The sequence below is a fragment of the Nocardia alni genome (genome assembly GCF_019038435.1).
Classification (GTDB): domain Bacteria; phylum Actinomycetota; class Actinomycetes; order Mycobacteriales; family Mycobacteriaceae; genus Nocardia; species Nocardia alni.
In genome coordinates, this window is sequence record NZ_JAGPOX010000071.1 from 1 (window position 1) to 17,704 (window position 17,704).

The following is a 17,704-nucleotide window of genomic DNA, read 5'->3' on the forward strand; positions in this document are numbered from 1 at the left end:
GGCCCGGGTCGATTCGGCCGTGGGTGGTGGCGTGCAGCGGTACTCCGGGTGCCAGTTCTCCGAGTTCGTGGCGCAGCAGGTCCAGGCGTGCGGACGGTACCCGGTCGGCCTTGTTCAGTACCACCAGATCGGCCAGGCGCAGGTGGGAGGCCAGTTCCGGATGCTGTTCGCGGCTGTCTTCGAAGTGCTCGGCGTCGACGACCTCGATCAGGCCGCCGTAGCGGATGCGGGAGTTGTCGCTGGCGATCACCATGCGGATCAGGTTGCGCGGCTCGGCCAAGCCGCTGGCCTCGACCACGATCACGTCGATACGGTTGCTCGGCTGGGCCAGGCGGGTGAACATCTCGTCGAGTTCGCTGATGTCCACCGCGCAGCACACGCAGCCGTTGCCCAGCGACACCATCGCGTCGACCTGACCGGCCACCAGCAGCGCGTCGATGTTCACCGCGCCGAAGTCGTTGACCACCACGCCGATTCGCGCCTGCCGTTGACGGAGCAGATGGTTCAGCAGCGTCGTCTTGCCGGCTCCGAGAAATCCGGCGACGATCAGGACGGGGATGCGCCGATTCATCCGGTCTACCTTACCGATCGGCTGAAGCCTCCCCGGCGGAAGCTGATGGGCGTCCACTTCCACATCTCCACCACCGTGCCGCGTCCGGGCGCGGTGTCGATCGACAGTCCGTCCATGAGGCGACGCGCGCCGGGCAGCCCCAGCCCCTGACGCCGTCCGGGCGCGCATCCGTGTCCGAGCGCCGAGACGATATCGGCGATGCCGGGCCCCTCGTCCCGGGCCTGGACCACCAGCGCGCGGCGGCGCTGCACCTCGGTCAGCAGCAGGCGGATCTCCCCGTTCCCGGCGTAGCTGATGATATTGCGGGCCACCTCGGAGATGGCGGTGGAGATCATCGTGACGTCGGTGCGGGAGAAGCCGAGCATGATCGCGTAGTCGCGCCCCGCCTCGCGCGCGGTGGCGATATCGGCGGAGATCGCGATGGCGATCGTGATGATGGGGTCCTCTGGGACCGGGGCGTCGGGTATCGCCGATACCCGGGCCGATGCGGTTGCGGCGTGTGTGATGACCGGCGCTGACATGCGTTTCAGCGGCGCGGACTCCCACGAGTGCACGCTGCGCCCCTTTCTCGATCGGCCCACAGCGGGCGATCCCGTCTTTCCCGAACCTGTGACATGCGGTCGGGAACCAAGCGCTCGAATCCATCACAGGATGAAGTCACCGGTTCCATCCGAGTCCGGTCCCTGACAGTAGTCGAAAGTGCCGGAGTCGGATAGATGAGAGTGCATCTGGCTCGCCGCCCGCAACCCCATTGTGCCCTCATACCGGGTATTGCTCAATGTGATGCGCCCGGCACGGTGACAAATAGGGGGAAAATCAGATCGCGTGCACCTCCGGCAGCAGCTCGACCAGGCCCGCGAGGCGCTTCTCGTCCCACGGCCCCGCCGGAGCCAGTAGTACGTGATCGATCCCGAGCGCGGCCAATTCCCGCATATGTTCGACGAAGTGGTCGGCGTCGGCGGGGTCGAGCCGGGATGCCACCGTCTTCTCGATCTCGTTGTAGTCGCGCCCGATGGTATTGCAGTGTGTGCGCAATACGTTGAGCTTCTTCTCGATCTCGGTGCCGAATTCGGGCCCCGGCAGATCGGACAGGCTGCACGCGTCGGCGTACCGGGCGACCATGAGCAGCGTCTTGCGCTCACCGACGCCGGCGAGCAGGATCGGCGGCCGCGGCCGCTGTACCGAATTCGGCGAGTTGAGCGGCCGGGTCAGGGTGTAGTGCTTTCCACGGAACGGAGTTTCGTCGCCGTCCCACATCCGGTGGGCGATCTGCAGCGTCTCCTCGAGCATCTCGAAGCGCTGCTTCAGCGAAGGGAAGGGGATGCCGAGCCCATCGGTCTCGAATACGCCCTCGAGCGTCGAGGGATCGACCGCGGCGCCCGCGCCGATCCCGAAGTACGTTCTGCCGCCGCTGAGCACGTCCAGTGCGGTGAGCGTCTTGATCAGCACACCCGGGTGCCGATACGCCACCGAGGTGACCAGTGTGCCGAGCCGGATGCGTTTGGTGACTCCGGCCAGAAAGCCCAGTGTCGCATAGGCTTCCGGCATCGGGGACTCCTGCGGAAGTCCGCTCATGCGGATCTGGAAGAAGTGGTCCATCACCCACAGGCTGTCGATTCCGGACTCGTCGGCCTGCTGGGCCAGGTCGGTCACGGTGGGGCCGATGTGGTCGGTCGGGATGGGCCAGGAGAAGTCGGTGAGGCCGATGCCGAGTTTCATCGAGTATCCTTCGAAAGAAGTCGTTAGCCGAGCAATGATCGTATCGTGAGTCGGCTAACGATTTCAATACCCTACGCTTGACGGACCATGACCGCCCAGCCCGCCGCCGACTTCCTCACCGTGTACTGGTCCACCAAGCACGCGATGACGATGGCGGCTGCCTCCACCTATGCCCGCCACGGCGTCTACGAGGGGCAGCAGTTCATCCTGCGGGCACTGTGGGCGCGGGACGGGCTGGCGCCGGGGGAGCTGGCCAAGCAGCTGGGGCTGTCCACCCCGACGGTCACCCGGGCGACCACCCGCATGGAGGCCGCCGGACTGTTACGTCGCGAGCCCCATCCGACCGATCGCCGGCTGGTGCGGCTACACCTCACCGACCGCGGGCGGGACCTGGAGGCCACCATCGAGGACGAGATGGCCGGTCTCACCGATCGCGCGTTCGCCGGATTCGACACCGCCGAAAGGGAAGCCGTGATCGGCGCGCTGGAACGAATCCGGCGCAACCTGACGCGCGAGCAGTGAAGTCCCTTGGGCCGGTTCACCCGCAGGCGTTGACCCACTCGGACAGGCCGTCGGCGAACAGTTGACGCTTCCAGATCGGAACGTCGTGCTTGATCCGATCCACCAGGTCGGCGCAGGTGGTGAAGGCCTCGGCGCGGTGCGGGGCCGCGACGGCCACCACGATCGCCAGATCGCCGATATCCAGCGCGCCGACCCGGTGTACGGCCGCGACGGGCAGCCCGGACGAGGCCGCCACCTGTTCGCAGACCTGGCGCAGGAACATCTCCGCCTGCGGGTGCGCGGAGTATTCCAGTGTCGAAACCTGCTGCCCGCCATCGTGATTGCGCACTTTCCCGGTGAACACCACGACCGCGCCGTGCTCGGGCCCGGTGACGGCGCGCTCGGCTTCCTCGGGGACCAGCGCCCGATCGCGGATCGAGGCCAGACGCACGGTCGGCCCGGTATCGAGTTCAGTCATGGTTACCTCCTCCTGCCACCTGGGCCAGCAGATGGTCCAACAGTGGTTCCAGCACGGCCATTCCGTCGCGCACACCGCCGGGGGAACCGGGCAGATTGATCACGACCGATCGCCCCGCGAGTCCGGCCAGACCGCGACTCAGTGCCGCCAGCGGGAAGGTCGCGGTGCCCTCGAGCCGGATCTGTTCGGCGACACCGGGCAGTTCACGATCGAGCACAGCGCGCGTGGCCTCGGGCGTCGCATCCGTCGGCGATGCGCCCGTACCGCCGGTGGTGATCACCAGTCCCGGCCGGCCACTCAACGCGTCCGCCAGTCCGGCCGCGATCTCGGCATCCGCGTACACTAGCGGACCGCGCACCGAAAAGCCGAGTCCGGCAAGCCAATTCCGCAACACCGGACCGGTCTTGTCGACTCGTGTCCCGGCCGCCGCGCCGGTCGATGCCACGAGGACAACGGCCGACCGAGATCCGGTGGGACCATCAGCGGTGTCGGACCCGTGGTTGTGCGCACCACGTTCATGTGAACCGTGATGGGAGGCTTCGTGGTCGCCGTGGACGTGTGAACCGTGTTCGCGGACATCGGGTCCTTCGACGCTCGCTTCGGCCGGGCTCTGGTCGCCCGAGGGACGCGGCCGAGTCGCCGATCCTGATGTATTCGATTCTGCCGCAAGAGGATCCGACGATTCGATCGCTGCTGCGGCCTCGATGTCCGGCCGCTCCCAATGTTCGTGCTTTCCGCCGTCTTTCGTCAGCAGCCGAACCCCGTTCAGCACCGCCGCCGGATCCACCGCCTTGACCATGTCGTGCAGCGTCAGCCCGGCCACGGCGACGGCGGTCAGCGCCTCCATCTCGACGCCGGTGGGGCCCGTGGTCTTCGCGGTCGCCTCGATAGTGATGGTGTCGGTGGTGAAGCCGAAGCGCACGTCCACCTTGGACAGCGCGAGTTGATGGCACAGCGGGATCAGCTCAGAGGTCTTCTTCGCCCCGGAGATGCCCGCCAGGCGCGCGGTGGACAGCACGTCGGCCTTGGGCATGTCGTCGGCCCGCACCAGCGCGACCACCTCGGCGGTGGTGCGCAGCTCGCCCGCGGCCACCGCCGTCCGGGTCGTGTCGGCCTTACCGCTCACGTCGACCATGCGGGCTCGACCCTCGGAATCGACATGCGAAAGCCGTTCCGGCTCTTGATTACTCACAATTCGATAACCCTCACTGTCGCGCCCGTCGCTACGTCGGTGATCTCCGGGGGAATATCGATCAGCACGTCCGCGTGGGCCATCGCCGCCACCAGATGTGATCCGGGGCCCGAGGCCAAGCGCACGCCGTCGCCCTCGATCCGCCCGCGCAGGAACTGCCGCCGCCCGGCCGGGGATCGCACCGAATCGAGCAGCGCCACCTCGTATGTGGGCACCGGGGGCAGTCCCGCCAGCTCCCGCAGGATCGGCCGCGCGAACACCTCGAACGACACCATCGTGCTCACCGGATTGCCGGGGAAGCTCAGCACCGGAATCCCGTCGACGACCGTGATGCCCTGCGGGCCGCCGGGTTGCACCGCGACCGAGCCGAATTCGCCTCCCCGCGTGGCCAAGACGTCCTTGACGACCTCGAAGTCGCCCTTGGACACCCCGCCGGAAGTGAACACCACGTCCGCGGAACTCGTTGCCGCGGACAGTCTGCGGCGGAACTCCTCGGGATCGTCGCGGCTGTGCTCGACCGAGACCACCTCGACCCCGTTGGCCTCCAGCGCGGCGGCCAGTGCGATCCCGTTGGAGTTGTAGATCTGCCCGGGCCGCAGCTCGGCTCCCGCGGGCATGAGCTCGTCGCCGGTGGTGAGGACCGCCGCGCGCACCCGTCGAAATACCGGCAGTGTGGGCAGCCCGACCGCGGCCAGCGCGGCGATATGCCGGGGCGCCACCAGCGTGCGCGCGGCCACCAGCAGTTCTCCGGCCCGCACGTCGGTCCCCGGTTCACGCACGAAGTCCCCGGCCTTGCGGCCGCGCTCGATCGTCACCGACCCGCCCTCGGCCCGCGTGTCCTCCACCGGGACCACGCAGTCCGCGCCGGCCGGGATCGGCGCACCGGTCATCACCTTCATCGCCGCGTCCGGCGGCAGCGGCGCCTGTCCGGCCTGTCCGGCCGCGACCACTCCTGCCAGCGGCAGCGTCACCGGCGTCACCGACACCGACGCCGCACGCACGGCGTAGCCGTCCATCCCGGAATTGCGGAAGACCGGCAGATCCAGCGGCGCTTTCACATCTCGCGCCAGCAGCCGGCCCGATGCCCGCCCCGTCGCCACATCTTCGACCTCGCGCGCGGTCGACGGACGCAGCAGTTCCTCGACACGCCGTCGATGGTCCTCGACAGACCGGGCCGAGACGGCGGCAGGGCTGGTTCGCCCACCGGTCGTCCCGCCACCGCCCGTCATCGAATCGCTGCGCGATGTTCTCATGCTTGGCAGCCTAGTAGCGCCCCTGTCCGAGACACTTCGTACGTTCCTCCGAAGCACGCCCGTGCACAGAGCGGCAATAATGGGTGTCGTGAGTGTGGTCGTCATGGGGATTCCAGCCGTCCGCCGCGGGCATCCCCCGGTGGCAGGACGGCCCGATACTCCGTATCTTCTGGACAAGTTCGGTCGTGTCGCCCGTGACCTGCGGGTTTCCATTACCGAGAAGTGTTCGCTCCGCTGCACGTACTGCATGCCCGAGGAGGGCCTACCGGCCATACCGGCCGATGAGCTGCTCTCGGCCGAGGAGATCGTGCGCGTGGTCGCCCTGGCGGTGCGCGAACTGGGCGTGCGCGAGGTGCGGTTCACCGGCGGCGAGCCGCTGATGCGCCGTGACCTGGAGCAGATCATCGCGGGCTGTAAGGCCGCCGTGCCGGATACGCCGCTGGCCATGACCACCAATGCCGTCGGGCTGGAACATCGGGCGCGCGGGTTGGCGCGGGCCGGACTGGACCGGGTCAACGTCTCGCTGGACACCGTCGACCACGTCGGTTTCGCTCGCCTGACCCGCCGCGATCGGCTCGAGTCGGTGCTGGCCGGTATCCGGGCTGCTGGGCGCGAGGGCCTGGCCCCGGTGAAGGTGAACGCCGTGCTGATGCGCGAAACCCTCTCCGGCGCCTCGGACCTGCTGCGATGGTGTCTGGACGAAGGCTGTGAGCTGCGGTTCATCGAGGAGATGCCGCTGGACGCCGACCACGGGTGGGCGCGCACCGAGATGGTGACCGCCGCCGAACTGCTCGACGTGCTCGGCGCGCGCTTCACCCTCACCGAGGCCGGTCGGCGAGATCCCGCCGCACCCGCCGAGAGCTGGCTGGTCGACGGCGGCCCGGCCAGGGTCGGCATCATCGCGTCGGTGACCCGCGCGTTCTGCGGCGACTGCGACCGCACCCGCCTGACTGCCGACGGCAAGATCCGCTCCTGCCTGTTCAGCGACGAGGAATACGATCTGCGCACCCCCTTGCGCGAGGGCGCGCACGACGCCGACCTGGCAACCCTGTGGCGCGGCGCGATGTGGAACAAATGGGCCGGACACGGCATCGATGCGGCGGATTTCGTACCGCCGGAACGGACGATGGGAGCGATCGGTGGTTGAGGTCCGTTATTTCGCCGCGATCGCCGACGCCGTCGGCAAATCAACGGAAAGCCTCGACCTCCCCGCCGAAGCGACGGTGGCCGACCTGCGCCACACCCTGTCCGCCACCTACGGCCCCGACCTGGACCCCATGCTGAAGGTCTGCGCCTTCCTGATCGGCGACGAACTCACCCGCGACGCCACCGCTCGCCTGACCCCGCGGGTGGACGTCCTACCCCCGTTCGCGGGCGGCTGAGCCGGCCCGGTTGCCGCACGGTGGATCGGCCGTACATACCAGCGGGTGTACGGGAAGTTCGCGTTATCATTCGGCGGCAAACGCTTTCCGTCCACGGCCGCTAGGAGACTGTGCGGATGTCCGAATCACCCAGTCCGTCGTCACCGAACCGGCCGCGTCAGCATCCGGCCGTGCTGGAACTGCAGGCCAAGCGCGCGGCGAACATCCAATTGCGGATCGCGGACTGGATCACCAGGTTCGCCGGGTCGATGTGGTTCGTCTACATCCACGCGGTGGGTTTCGGGGTGTGGATGGTCTGGATCGAAAAGACACCCTGGCCGACGCTGACGCTGATCGTGTCGCTGGAGGCGATCTTCCTGTCCACGTTCGTCATGATCGGCCAGAATCGCCAGGCCGAATTCCAGCAGATCAAGGCCGATCACGACTTCTCTCAGGAGGAGCTCGAGCTGAAGACCAACACCGAGCTGACCCGGGCCATCCACGCGATGACGACCGAACTGCACCGCCGCCTCATCGACGAGGCCGACGCCCACCGCTCCTGAGCGTCACTCGGCCCGATTCCACCATGTGTCGAGCGGAGTCACCGGGACGGTGCGCTTGTGGCGGGTGGCCTGATAGATGGACTCGAGCTTGGCGGCCACCTCGGGGGTGACGTCCTTGCCTTCCAGATAATCGTCGATCTCGGCGTAGGTGACGCCCAGTGCGACCTCGTCCGGCAGTGCGGGGCGGTCGTCCTCGAGATCGGCGGTGGGGACTTTCTGCCAGACGCTGGGCGGGGCGCCGAGTTCCTGGAGCAGGGCCGCGCCCTGGCGTTTGGTGAGGCCGGTGAGCGGGGTCAGGTCGACGCCGCCGTCGCCGTATTTGGTGAAGAATCCGGTGAGCGCCTCGGCGGCGTGATCGGTGCCGACGACCAGCATGTTCAGCTGACCGGCGACCGCGTACTGGATGACCATGCGCTCGCGGGCCTTGATATTGCCGCGCACGAAATCGCGCAGCGGTTCGCCGTCCAGGCCGCGTGCGACCTCGGCGGCCACCGCGTCGGCGCCCGGTTTGACGTTCACCTCGATCGAGCGGTCTGGCTGGATGAACAGCAGCGCGATCTGCGCGTCGTGTTCATCGGCCTGCACACCGTAGGGCAGTCGCACCGCGACGAAGGTGGCCTCGTGGCCCTCGGCGCGCAGTTCCTCCACCGCCAGCTGGCACAGCCGACCTGTCAGCGTCGAGTCCTGGCCGCCGCTGATGCCGAGCACGAAGCCCGTCGCGGGGGTGGAGCGCAGGAACTCCTTCAGGAATTCGACGCGCTGACGCACCTCGACCTTCGGTTCGATGATCGGCTGGACACCCAGATCGGCCGCGATGGCCTGGCGAAGATTACCCACGCCGTCACTCTACGACCCACCGGACCAGGCGTTCCCAATGATCACCGATCTGTTCGGATGTGTAGCCGAGCACCCGGATCTGATGCAGTACCAGCGTGCTGTCGAGCGCGGCGAGCAGGCTGTCGGCGAGCAGGGGGATCTCACCGGCGGCCCCGGCCTGCCGAAGCAGCAGCATCACATGGGTTTTCGCGACGGCGTAGGGCGCGGTGGCGTACCGGCCCGACACGTCGGCCGCGCGCCGGATATCGCCCTCGATCTCGGTGGCGGCCAGCCGGGCGCGGCCGAAGGCGATCAGCCGCTCGGCCGGCGGCGCGCCCGGACCCAGCGGCGGCGGCCCGAACATGTAGGCCGCCTGCATCTTCCGGTCGGACTGGTCGAGCAGGGCGAGCATCAGCCCGGATCGGTTGCCGAAGCGGCGAAAGACGGTCCCCTTGCCGACCCCGGCGCGCTTGGCGAGCGCGTCCATGGTGAGGCCGTCGGCGCCGCACTCGCGCACCAGCTCCTCGGCGGCGTCCAGCAATAGCTGCCGGTTGCGCGCGGCATCGCTGCGTTCGCCGTGCTCGTCGGCGACGGGCAGGACGAAGGCCAAGGGATGCTGCTCGGCCTGTGGTGCGGGATGGGCCGTGATGGGCAGGGACGCGACCCGCTCGGCGAGTTCTGCCCGGTCCGTACATGGATCGGTGCTGGGCTGGTTCACGTCTGTGTCGTAGCTCACAAGCTGACCCCCCTGCTGAGCGGAATGAAAGCGGACCATGGTCCGGTTATTCTACCTGAAGATGGCGCACCGCCGCCTCGTCCCACAAGGAGAAGATCATGTCCCAGACTCGCATTCTGGCTCTTGTCGGCAGCCTGCGCGCCGCGTCGATCAACCGGCGGCTCGCCGAGGCCGCGGTGCAGACGGCTCCCGAGGGTGTCGAGGTCACCATCTACGAGGGTCTCGGCGATGTCCCGTTCTACAACGAGGATATCGACGTCGAGGGCAGCGTCCCCGCCGCCGCGGCCGCTTTGCGCGAGGCGGTTGCCCAGGCCGACGGCCTGCTGCTGTTCGTCCCCGAGTACAACGGCTCCATTCCCGCCGCGTTGAAGAACGCCATCGACTGGGCCTCGCGGCCCTACGGCGCCGGCTCCACCAAGGGCAAGCCCGCCGCGGTCGTGAGTGCCTCGATCAGTCAGAACGCCGCCAAGTGGGCGCACGGCGACACCGTCAAGGTGCTGAGCGTGGCGGGCGCGTCGGTGGTCGAGAGCGCGCACCTGCACTTCGGTGTCATCGGGCAGCGTTTCGCCGAGGCGCACCCGCGCGACGACGCCGAGGCGCTGACCGAGTTGGCCGGTGTGGTGCACGAATTGGTAGAGGCCGTGCGTCAGTCGGTGGATGCTTGAGCGGAACGCCGGCATACCAAGCGGGACGCCCGCGGTAGGCCGATAGCCGCCCGATGAGGGCGGCACAGGATCGCACGCTTCGATGTGGGACGACCGGGCCCGCCCTGTCCATGGTGACGGGGCGGGCCCGGTCGCGTGTGAACGGCGTCCGGGAGTGCCGGGCAAACCTGTGGCGTTGAGTGTGAGGGGACTCTGGCGACCCGACACACCGGATGAACGCGGCGTGTCGCAGCGATGGCGCTCAGCTGGCGTGCGTGTTGCCGGGTGATTCGTGGCGTAAGGGGGTTGCGGGACTCGCGGGATGGACGGTGGTTCTGTGACAGTTGGGAACAATGCGTTTGCTGAGAATGTGCTGCGGTATGAAATCGTGATGTGCAACACAGTGGTGTCGAGTTGCGAATCGACTGTCCAGGTACTTACGCGGACCGAATTTCACCGATGTGACTCGCAACATGTCGTGTTGTAGGAATCTGTCGGCCACTAGGTGTAGTGTCTTGAGCACTGGAAGACGACGCGGTCCCCGGGCCGTGTTCAGCCTCGTCGCCTGACGTTCGTGGCCCGCTACAGCGACTTCCAGGGGTTTGCGCAAGTACTACGTGGATCGTGCTCAGTCGTGCACTGCATGGATTCAAGGCTCAGGTTCAGGCACAGGTTCCACAGGTTCCAACGCCGAGGAGAGAGGGACACTATGACAATCACCGTCTACACCAAGCCCGCTTGTGTCCAGTGCAACGCCACCTATCGCGCCCTCGACAAGGCCGGTGTCGAGTACCAGGTCGTCGATATCTCGGAGAGTCCGGAGGCCCGCGACTACGTGATGGCCCTGGGTTATCTGCAGGCCCCGGTCGTCGTCGCCGGTGAGGACCACTGGTCGGGCTTCCGTCCCGACAGGATCAAGTCGCTGGCGGTCGTCGCCGCCTGATTCGCCGGGGCGCTGTTCGCCCGGCACGCTGTTCGAGAGGAAGTATCGGGAAGGGGGAGTGGTTGCCGTGGTCGCCACGTCTACTCCACCTGGGCCTGGGGAAGGGTCTCTGGTCTACTTCTCGAGTGCGTCGGAGAACACGCACCGCTTCGTGCGGCGACTGGGCCTCCCGGCCGTTCGCATTCCGCTGCACACCGCCGATTCGCTTCGCGTCGATGAGCCTTACGTGTTGATCTGCCCCACCTACGGGGGCGGTCGGCACGTTCTGGGCGGCAACAGATCCGACAAGGAATTCGTGCCCCGTCAGGTGGCGCGGTTCCTCAACGATCCGCATAATCGTGCGCTGTTGCGCGGCGTCATCGCGGCCGGCAATACGAACTTCGGCGATACGTACTGCTATGCGGGAGAAGTGATCTCACGCAAATGCGGGGTGCCCTACCTGTATCGCTTCGAACTCATGGGAACTGCCGAGGACGTCGAACGCGTCCGAGAGGGATTGGGATCATTTTGGCAACAAGCACAGTGGCAACGACAACAGCACCTGCAGGTAAATCGGCCCGCGTAGAGCGCCCGGTCGCCACCGACGTCGCATCCACCGAGGGCATGGACTACCACGCCCTCAACGCGATGCTGAACCTCTACGGCCCGAACGGTGAGATCCAGTTCGACAAGGACGTCGCGGCCGCGCGGCAGTACTTCCTGCAGCATGTCAACCAGAACACGGTCTTCTTCCACAACCTGGACGAGAAGCTCGACTACCTGGTCCGGGAGAACTACTACGAGCCCGAGGTCCTGGACAAGTACGACCGCGGCTTCGTCAAGCGCCTGTTCGAGCAGGCCTACGCCAAGAAGTTCCGTTTCCCCACCTTCCTGGGCGCGTTCAAGTACTACACCTCGTACACACTCAAGACCTTCGACGGCAAGCGTTACCTGGAACGCTTCGAGGACCGCGTCTGCATGGTCGCCCTGGCCCTCGCAGACGGCGACGAAATCCTGGCCCAGCAACTGGTCGAGGAGATCATCTCCGGCCGCTTCCAACCGGCCACCCCAACCTTCCTGAATTCGGGTAAGAAGCAGCGTGGCGAGCCAGTCTCCTGCTTTCCGGCGGGCACACCGGTGGACACTATCGACGGTCCACGGGCCATTGAGACCCTGCTGCCCGGCGATCGGGTGTTGTCGCACGACGGTTCGTATGCTGAGGTCGAAAGGCTCATCGAGAACCCGAACGATGAAGCACTGGTATCGATTTCGCACTTCGGGCACAAGGAACCGATTCGGTGCACCCCGGAACATCCCATTCTGGTGTGGACCGCGCGCGACGTCGAAACGCTGATCGACGGAGACGGCGCCGACCCGTTTCGTGGGTTCGTGTGGCTGGCAGCGAAGGACGTGCATCCTTCCGACTTCATCGTGACGACCGCGCCGCTGGATACGCGTGAACGTCGAGTCTTCGACATGATGGAGTTCGTTGGAGAAGGTGTCTTCGAAGAGTCCGACGGGCTGGTCCGCAAGGTCAATACGGACGCGAAGCACCGCAACAAGCAGCGATACAGCCAGGTGTTCGTCCCGGTCAACCGTCATGTCGAAGAGTCGTACGAACTGGGCTTGATCCTGGGCTGGTACCTCGCTGAGGGGCATGTATCCAAGCGTTCGGGTGTGGAGGGTGTCCAGCCGAACGGTGTCCACTTCACCCTCGGTGCGTACGAAACCGAATATCATGTCGAGCTCGGTATGGCGTTCAAACAGGTATTCGGGATCGACCTGTCTCTGTACACGAATTATTCCGACCACTCCACCCGGATGGTGTGCAACAGCAAGATCGTGGCGTCGCTGCTGTTGTCATTGGCAGGTACCGGTTATGCCACCAAGCACCTGCCGCATGAGGTCATGACCGCGGACGAGGATTTTCTGCGTGGTCTGGTCAGCGGGCTGTTTCGTGGTGATGGGTGCTGCACCACCGGCGGGATGGTCCTGGACCTGGTCAACCCGGAACTGATCGACCAAGTGCAGCTGATCCTGCGCCGACTGGGCATTGTGTCTGTGGTCCGCACCTACATCAATCAGGCGGGGGACCTTACCGGACAGGTGTTTGTGCCCGGTCTGCCTGGTACCAACGAAGAGTTCATCTTCGACATCGGTAAGAACCTGCACAACTACACCGGTCGCAAAGGTACGAAGCGTACGACGTACCAGGTAGTTCACGGTCGCCATGTCTATGGCGTTCGTGCGATCGAGCGCACCGATGACAACCCGGAAAAGGTGTACAACCTGCACGTGGCGGGCACGCACACCTACGCGATCCACGGCACGGTCGTGCACAACTGTTTTCTCCTTCGCATAGAAGACAACATGGAGTCCATCGGGCGCTCCATCAACTCGGCGCTGCAGCTGTCCAAGCGCGGCGGTGGTGTTGCGTTGCTGCTCAGCAACATTCGTGAGCATGGTGCGCCGATCAAGAAGATCGAGAATCAGTCCTCGGGTGTCATTCCGATCATGAAGTTGCTGGAGGATTCGTTCTCCTACGCCAACCAGTTGGGTGCGCGGCAGGGGGCGGGCGCGGTGTATCTGCACGCGCACCATCCGGACATCTACCGGTTCCTGGATACCAAGCGCGAGAACGCCGATGAGAAGATTCGTATCAAGACCCTGTCGCTGGGCGTTGTGATTCCGGACATAACCTTCGAGCTGGCGAAGAAGAACGAGGACATGTACCTGTTCTCGCCCTATGACGTCGAGCGCATCTACGGCGTGCCGTTCGCCGATGTGAACATCACCGAGAAGTACTACGAGATGGTCGACGACAAGCACATTCGCAAGTCGAAGATCAACGCGCGCGAGTTCTTCCAGACGATCGCCGAGCTGCAGTTCGAGTCCGGTTACCCGTACATCATGTTCGAAGACACGGTGAACCGGGCGAATCCCGTCGCGGGCAAGATCACCCACTCGAACCTGTGCTCGGAGATCCTGCAGGTTTCCACGCCTTCGGTATTCAACGACGATCTGTCCTATGCCACTGTGGGCAAGGACATCTCGTGCAACCTGGGTTCGCTCAACATCGCCAAGGCCATGGACTCCTCGGATTTCGGGCAGACCATCGAGGTGTCGATCCGGGCGCTGACAGCGGTATCGGATCAGACCCACATCTACTCGGTGCCCTCGATCGAACAGGGCAACAACTCCTCCCACGCGATCGGCCTGGGCCAGATGAATCTGCACGGCTATCTGGCACGTGAACGGGTCCACTACGGATCCGAGGAGGGCGTGGATTTCACCAACATCTACTTCTATACCGTTGCGTACCACGCGGTTCGGGCCTCCAACAAGCTGTCCATCGAGCGCGGCACATACTTCGGCGGCTTCCCGGAGTCCAAGTACGCCAGCGGTGAGTACTTCGACAAGTACACCGAGCAGGTGTGGGAGCCGAAAACCGAACGCGTGCGCCAGATCTTCGCCGAGGCCGGGGTACACATCCCGACCCAGGACGACTGGCGTGAGCTGAAAAGCTCGGTCATGGCGCACGGCATCTACAACCAGAATCTGCAGGCCGTCCCGCCGACCGGCTCGATCTCGTACATCAACCACTCCACCAGCTCCATCCACCCGGTGGCGTCGAAGATCGAGATCCGCAAAGAGGGCAAGATCGGCCGCGTCTACTACCCGGCCCCCTACTTGACCAACGACAACCTCGACTACTTCTCCGACGCCTACGAAATCGGCTACGAGAAGATCATCGACACCTACGCCGCCGCCACCCAGCACGTCGACCAGGGCCTGTCCCTGACCCTGTTCTTCAAGGACAGCGCCACCACCCGCGAGGTCAACAGGGCCCAGATCTACGCCTGGCGCAAAGGCATCAAAACCCTCTACTACATCCGCATCCGCCAAATGGCTTTGGAGGGTACCGAGGTGGAGGGTTGCGTCAGCTGCATGCTGTAACCCGTTGATTCGAGGCGGGCGCTCGCGGTACATCTGCGGGCGCCCGTCGTCGTCAGCGCGCTCGTCGTGCGTCGGCCGAGTCGCGTATAGCCCCACCTATACGGATTCCGTATAGTTTCACTTATACGGATTTTGTTCGCCTCTATATACCAGCAGCATCCCAGCACCGGCGTCCGGTTGATCCTGTGCGGATCCGCGATCAGCGTGATGCACGAAATCCTTTCCGGTGCAAAGGCATTACGCGGTTGGGCGGTCATCGATCTGCGACTGTCCGCTTTCGACTTTCGAACCAGCCGAGCTTTCTGGGATATCGGCGACCCGCTGACGGCCCTGCAAGTCGACTCGACCCTCGGCGGAGCACCCGGCTACCAGACGCTGGCCGGGCGCCCAGCCCCAACGGCGGTTTCGAGCGCTGGCTGGCGGGCACGATGCTCAGCCCTGGCCGCGCGGTCGATTCCCGCACCGAAACCGACTATCTCCTCCGCGAAGAACCGCGCATCACGCAGAGCTCACCCACCCTTTGGAAACCTTGGAATCGGCGGGCTTCATCCGCCGCGATCAGGATGTGCTGCGTCGACAGCACCCCACCATCACCCTCGCGGATCCGGTGATTCGCTTCAACCAACTCATCACTCTGCCGATGACCGACGCCCTGGAGGAGATCGCCGTTCGCTCCGGCCCGGACCGCGACCTGCTCGCGAGGCAGATCTGGCAAACTTCCGCCCCGACCTTCCGCTCGAAGATTCTCGGCCCGCACTTCGAAAACCTATGCCGGACTTGGGTTCGCACATACGGCGCGGACCAGCTGGGCGGCTTCCTCGGTCCCGTCGGAGGCACTGAAATACCCGATCAACGGCGCAAGACCAAACATGAGGTCGACGTGATCGCCCTGCGCCTCGGCGCTCGCCCGCAGTCTCCACGAACCGACATTGCGCTGATCGGCGAGGCGAAGGCCACCATCGTCCCCCGCACGATCGGTGACCTCGAACGCCTCGAGTATCTACGCGCCCTCTTGGCGGACTCCGGCCACGATACTGAGAAAGCGGTACTCACTCTGTTCTCCCTCCACGGTTTCCGGCCAGACCTGCAACGCGCCGCCGTCAACCGCCCGGACGTGCTGCTCGTGGATCTGCCGATGCTCTACGGACTGTGAACCCGGAACGTCGGATTGGGCCGCGCTCCTGGCCATATCCGCCAGATGTTTTTGGGGGGAAGCGAAGTTCAGCGTTGGGCGCTTGCGCGCGCATCCCGGGCGCCTCTGATGGTCAATCCTCGGTGGCGAGTCTGGGGAACAGGCGGCGGGCGTTCGCTGTTGTCAGAGCCCGCCAGTCCGGAGAATCCTTGGGGGCAGCGGCTTTATCTATCGAGGTGACCTGTCCGGCGACGCCGGCCGGAGGGGTGAAGCAGTAGTCGCTGCCGTACAGGATGTGGTCGGTGCCGACGAGTCGGGTGAGGGCGGGGATCTGTGCCGGGAACGGTGTTCCGGCCATGTCGTACCAGAGTTCGGCGAGTTGCTCGGACAGTGCGGGTGGATTCTGGGACTGGTCACCGCGGGCGAACAGGGTGCGGAACAGGCCGATGCGGTCGGCGAGCAGCGGCAGTACCCCACCTCCGTGGGTGAACAACCAGTTGATGTTGGGGTATCGCAGCAGACTGCCCGCGAGGATGAGGTCGGTCACCGTTCGCGCGGTGTCGAACAGGAACTCGATCATCGGGATCGGCCGACCGAGTGCGACGGCGTCGGCGTTGGGTGGTGCGGTCGGATGGACGAAGACGACGCAGCGACGGCGGTTCAGTTCTTCGAGCAGAGGGTCTAGCCGCGCGTCACCGAGATACATGCCGTGTGCGTTGGATTCGAGTGTGATGCCATCGGACCCGAGTTCGTCCAAGGCGTAAGCCAATTCAGCCAGCGCCCCGTCGATGTCGGGCACCGGCAGGGATGCGAAATGCCCTAGCCTGCCGGGATGAGCCGCAGCTGTCCCGGCCCCGAACTCGTTGACCTCTCGCGCGAGTCGTCGCGCGGCGGCATCGTCGCCGAAATGCACGCCGGGTGAGGACACCGACAGCATAGCGATTTCGATTCCGTTGTGCTCCATCAGGTTCAGGTGGTCATCGACACTCCACGTCGGCCAGGCAGGCATGCCGTCCGGTCTGTCGTGACCGGCGGATCGTGCGGCCGCGATATAGAAGTCGGTAACGAAATGCGAATGAACATCGACCAGTCCGATAGTCATCTGTTCCTCTCTGCACGGTCCCGAATATCGATGATGCCGCAGCTGACGACTCCGCCTACGGAGTTGTCAGATCAGGCCGAGTTCCTGGGCGCGGGCGCCGGCCTGGAAGCGGGAGGTCGCGCCTAGCGCGGACATGAGTTCGGCGACGCGGCGGCGGTAGGTGCGGACCGACAGGTCCAGGGCGCGGGCGGCGGCCTCGTCGGTGGCGCCGGTGTTGAGGTGGTCGAGGATGCGGGGGGCGAGGCGTCGCAGTTCGGCGGCGTCGTTGTCGTAGACGGCGAAGTCGGTGGCGGCGCGCCAGGCCGCGTCGAACAGGGACAGCACGCCGTGCACGACCTCCGGGACGGTGATGATGCTGTAGCTGCGTTCGCCGAAGGAGGCGTCGCCCGCGAGGATGACGGTCTTGCGGTCCAGGATGATCGTCTCACTGATCTCCTCGTCGCTGATCCGCACGCCCGCGCCGCGCTCGACCATGGTGTGCAGATGCTGCGACAGCGACGGGTCCAGCAGGGCCGAGGGCCGGTACAGCTTGCGCAGCGCCACGCTGGGACGGATCTGGTCGTGCCGGGCGTTGTGCCAGGTGACGAAGTCCTTGGCGGCGCAGTCGAGGCTGGTCGTGGTGCGTTCGAACAGGTGCGCGGTGCTCTCGAACAGCTCCCGAGCACCGCGCACGACCATGACCTGCTGTGTTTGGACCATTCCACGAGTCTCCCGGCCGGTTGGGCCGGCGTCAATCCGCGGCAGCTTGTTGCCAATC

At 65.6% G+C, this 17,704-nt stretch carries 18 protein-coding genes and 3 pseudogenes; 11 read left to right on the top strand and 10 right to left on the bottom strand.

The annotated features are described in order from the left end of the window. The 3 genes from JZ791_RS24810 to JZ791_RS24820 form a co-directional block, all read right to left on the bottom strand. Nucleotides 1-571 (bottom strand): CobW family GTP-binding protein (locus JZ791_RS24810; protein WP_216897620.1); only part of this gene is annotated, 571 nt, incomplete at its 3' end. A 5-nt stretch (nt 572-576) separates the two neighbouring features. Next, on the bottom strand, nt 577-1,008 hold the full coding sequence (locus tag JZ791_RS24815) for an ATP-binding protein (protein ID WP_308163077.1): 432 nt from the start codon (nt 1,006-1,008) through the stop codon (nt 577-579). Nucleotides 1,009-1,387: 379 nt separating this feature from the next. Further along, complete coding sequence (locus tag JZ791_RS24820) at nt 1,388-2,290, bottom strand: LLM class F420-dependent oxidoreductase (RefSeq protein WP_216897621.1); 903 nt, start codon at nt 2,288-2,290, stop codon at nt 1,388-1,390. A gap of 87 nt (nt 2,291-2,377) precedes the next feature. On the opposite strand from JZ791_RS24820, the gene JZ791_RS24825 reads away from it, so the two are divergent. After that, entirely contained in the window at nt 2,378-2,812 is a 435-nt protein-coding gene (locus JZ791_RS24825) for a MarR family winged helix-turn-helix transcriptional regulator (RefSeq protein WP_216897622.1), read from the top strand. A gap of 16 nt (nt 2,813-2,828) precedes the next feature. On the opposite strand, the gene JZ791_RS24830 is transcribed toward JZ791_RS24825, so the two are convergent. Genes JZ791_RS24830 through JZ791_RS24840 form a run of 3 tightly spaced genes read right to left on the bottom strand, consistent with a single transcriptional unit; the run spans nt 2,829 to nt 5,690 of the window. Next, on the bottom strand, nt 2,829-3,269 hold the full coding sequence (locus tag JZ791_RS24830; RefSeq protein WP_216897623.1) for a molybdenum cofactor biosynthesis protein MoaE: 441 nt from the start codon (nt 3,267-3,269) through the stop codon (nt 2,829-2,831). Beyond that, a complete protein-coding gene (gene moaCB, locus JZ791_RS24835; protein ID WP_216897658.1) occupies nt 3,262-4,404 on the bottom strand; it encodes a bifunctional molybdenum cofactor biosynthesis protein MoaC/MoaB in 1,143 nt (380 codons plus the stop codon). Before moaCB ends, JZ791_RS24830 begins: the two co-directional genes overlap by 8 nt. 53 nt (nt 4,405-4,457) lie before the next feature. Beyond that, nucleotides 4,458-5,690 carry a molybdopterin molybdotransferase MoeA gene (locus tag JZ791_RS24840; RefSeq protein WP_216897659.1) on the bottom strand — a complete coding sequence of 411 codons (1,233 nt, stop codon included), beginning with the start codon at nt 5,688-5,690 and terminating at the stop codon, nt 4,458-4,460. Nucleotides 5,691-5,802: 112 nt separating this feature from the next. Here JZ791_RS24840 and moaA point away from each other — a divergent pair, with 112 nt between their 5' ends. From moaA to JZ791_RS24855, 3 genes are all read left to right on the top strand, one after another. Continuing rightward, nucleotides 5,803-6,861, top strand: coding sequence for a GTP 3',8-cyclase MoaA (moaA, locus tag JZ791_RS24845; RefSeq protein WP_216897624.1), 1,059 nt, complete (start codon nt 5,803-5,805; stop codon nt 6,859-6,861). After that, entirely contained in the window at nt 6,854-7,096 is a 243-nt protein-coding gene (locus tag JZ791_RS24850) for a MoaD/ThiS family protein (RefSeq protein WP_216897625.1), read from the top strand. The genes moaA and JZ791_RS24850 overlap by 8 nt, the downstream gene beginning before the upstream one ends. Nucleotides 7,097-7,212: 116 nt before the next feature. Then, nucleotides 7,213-7,638: a DUF1003 domain-containing protein gene (locus JZ791_RS24855; RefSeq protein WP_216897626.1), complete on the top strand. Its 426-nt coding sequence runs from the start codon at nt 7,213-7,215 to the stop codon at nt 7,636-7,638. A 3-nt stretch (nt 7,639-7,641) separates the two neighbouring features. On the opposite strand, the gene nadE is transcribed toward JZ791_RS24855, so the two are convergent. Further along, nucleotides 7,642-8,475 (bottom strand): NAD(+) synthase, encoded by an 834-nt coding sequence (gene nadE, locus JZ791_RS24860; RefSeq protein WP_216897627.1) that lies wholly within the window; start codon nt 8,473-8,475, stop codon nt 7,642-7,644. A gap of 4 nt (nt 8,476-8,479) precedes the next feature. Continuing rightward, on the bottom strand, nt 8,480-9,103 hold the full coding sequence (locus tag JZ791_RS24865) for a TetR/AcrR family transcriptional regulator (protein WP_438804561.1): 624 nt from the start codon (nt 9,101-9,103) through the stop codon (nt 8,480-8,482). Nucleotides 9,104-9,288: 185 nt separating this feature from the next. Between JZ791_RS24865 and JZ791_RS24870 the strand changes: the two genes are divergently transcribed. The 7 genes and pseudogenes from JZ791_RS24870 to JZ791_RS24890 all read left to right on the top strand — a co-directional run bounded on the left by JZ791_RS24870 (nt 9,289) and on the right by JZ791_RS24890 (nt 15,866). Then, nucleotides 9,289-9,855 carry an NAD(P)H-dependent oxidoreductase gene (locus JZ791_RS24870; RefSeq protein WP_216897629.1) on the top strand — a complete coding sequence of 189 codons (567 nt, stop codon included), beginning with the start codon at nt 9,289-9,291 and terminating at the stop codon, nt 9,853-9,855. Between the two features lie 688 nt (nt 9,856-10,543). Then, nucleotides 10,544-10,777, top strand: coding sequence for a redoxin NrdH (locus JZ791_RS24875; RefSeq protein ID WP_216897630.1), 234 nt, complete (start codon nt 10,544-10,546; stop codon nt 10,775-10,777). Between the two features lie 67 nt (nt 10,778-10,844). Beyond that, nucleotides 10,845-11,342, top strand: coding sequence for a class Ib ribonucleoside-diphosphate reductase assembly flavoprotein NrdI (nrdI, locus tag JZ791_RS24880; RefSeq protein WP_216897661.1), 498 nt, complete (start codon nt 10,845-10,847; stop codon nt 11,340-11,342). 38 nt (nt 11,343-11,380) lie between these two features. After that, nucleotides 11,381-11,878 (top strand): annotated as a pseudogene (locus tag JZ791_RS47225) (ribonucleotide reductase N-terminal alpha domain-containing protein); the annotation flags it as partial. A 6-nt stretch (nt 11,879-11,884) separates the two neighbouring features. Continuing rightward, nucleotides 11,885-12,820: pseudogene (locus tag JZ791_RS47230) on the top strand (LAGLIDADG family homing endonuclease); the annotation flags it as partial. Nucleotides 12,821-13,096: 276 nt separating this feature from the next. Further along, nucleotides 13,097-14,713, top strand: a pseudogene (gene nrdE / locus JZ791_RS47235) (class 1b ribonucleoside-diphosphate reductase subunit alpha); the annotation flags it as partial. A gap of 520 nt (nt 14,714-15,233) precedes the next feature. Then, on the top strand, nt 15,234-15,866 hold the full coding sequence (locus tag JZ791_RS24890) for a hypothetical protein (RefSeq protein ID WP_216897631.1): 633 nt from the start codon (nt 15,234-15,236) through the stop codon (nt 15,864-15,866). Between the two features lie 112 nt (nt 15,867-15,978). Here JZ791_RS24890 and JZ791_RS24895 read toward each other — a convergent pair whose 3' ends face one another. After that, nucleotides 15,979-16,947, bottom strand: coding sequence for an amidohydrolase family protein (locus JZ791_RS24895; RefSeq protein WP_216897632.1), 969 nt, complete (start codon nt 16,945-16,947; stop codon nt 15,979-15,981). Nucleotides 16,948-17,013: 66 nt separating this feature from the next. Beyond that, nucleotides 17,014-17,646, bottom strand: coding sequence for a hypothetical protein (locus JZ791_RS24900; RefSeq protein WP_216897633.1), 633 nt, complete (start codon nt 17,644-17,646; stop codon nt 17,014-17,016). Between the last annotated feature and the right edge of the window lie 58 nt (nt 17,647-17,704).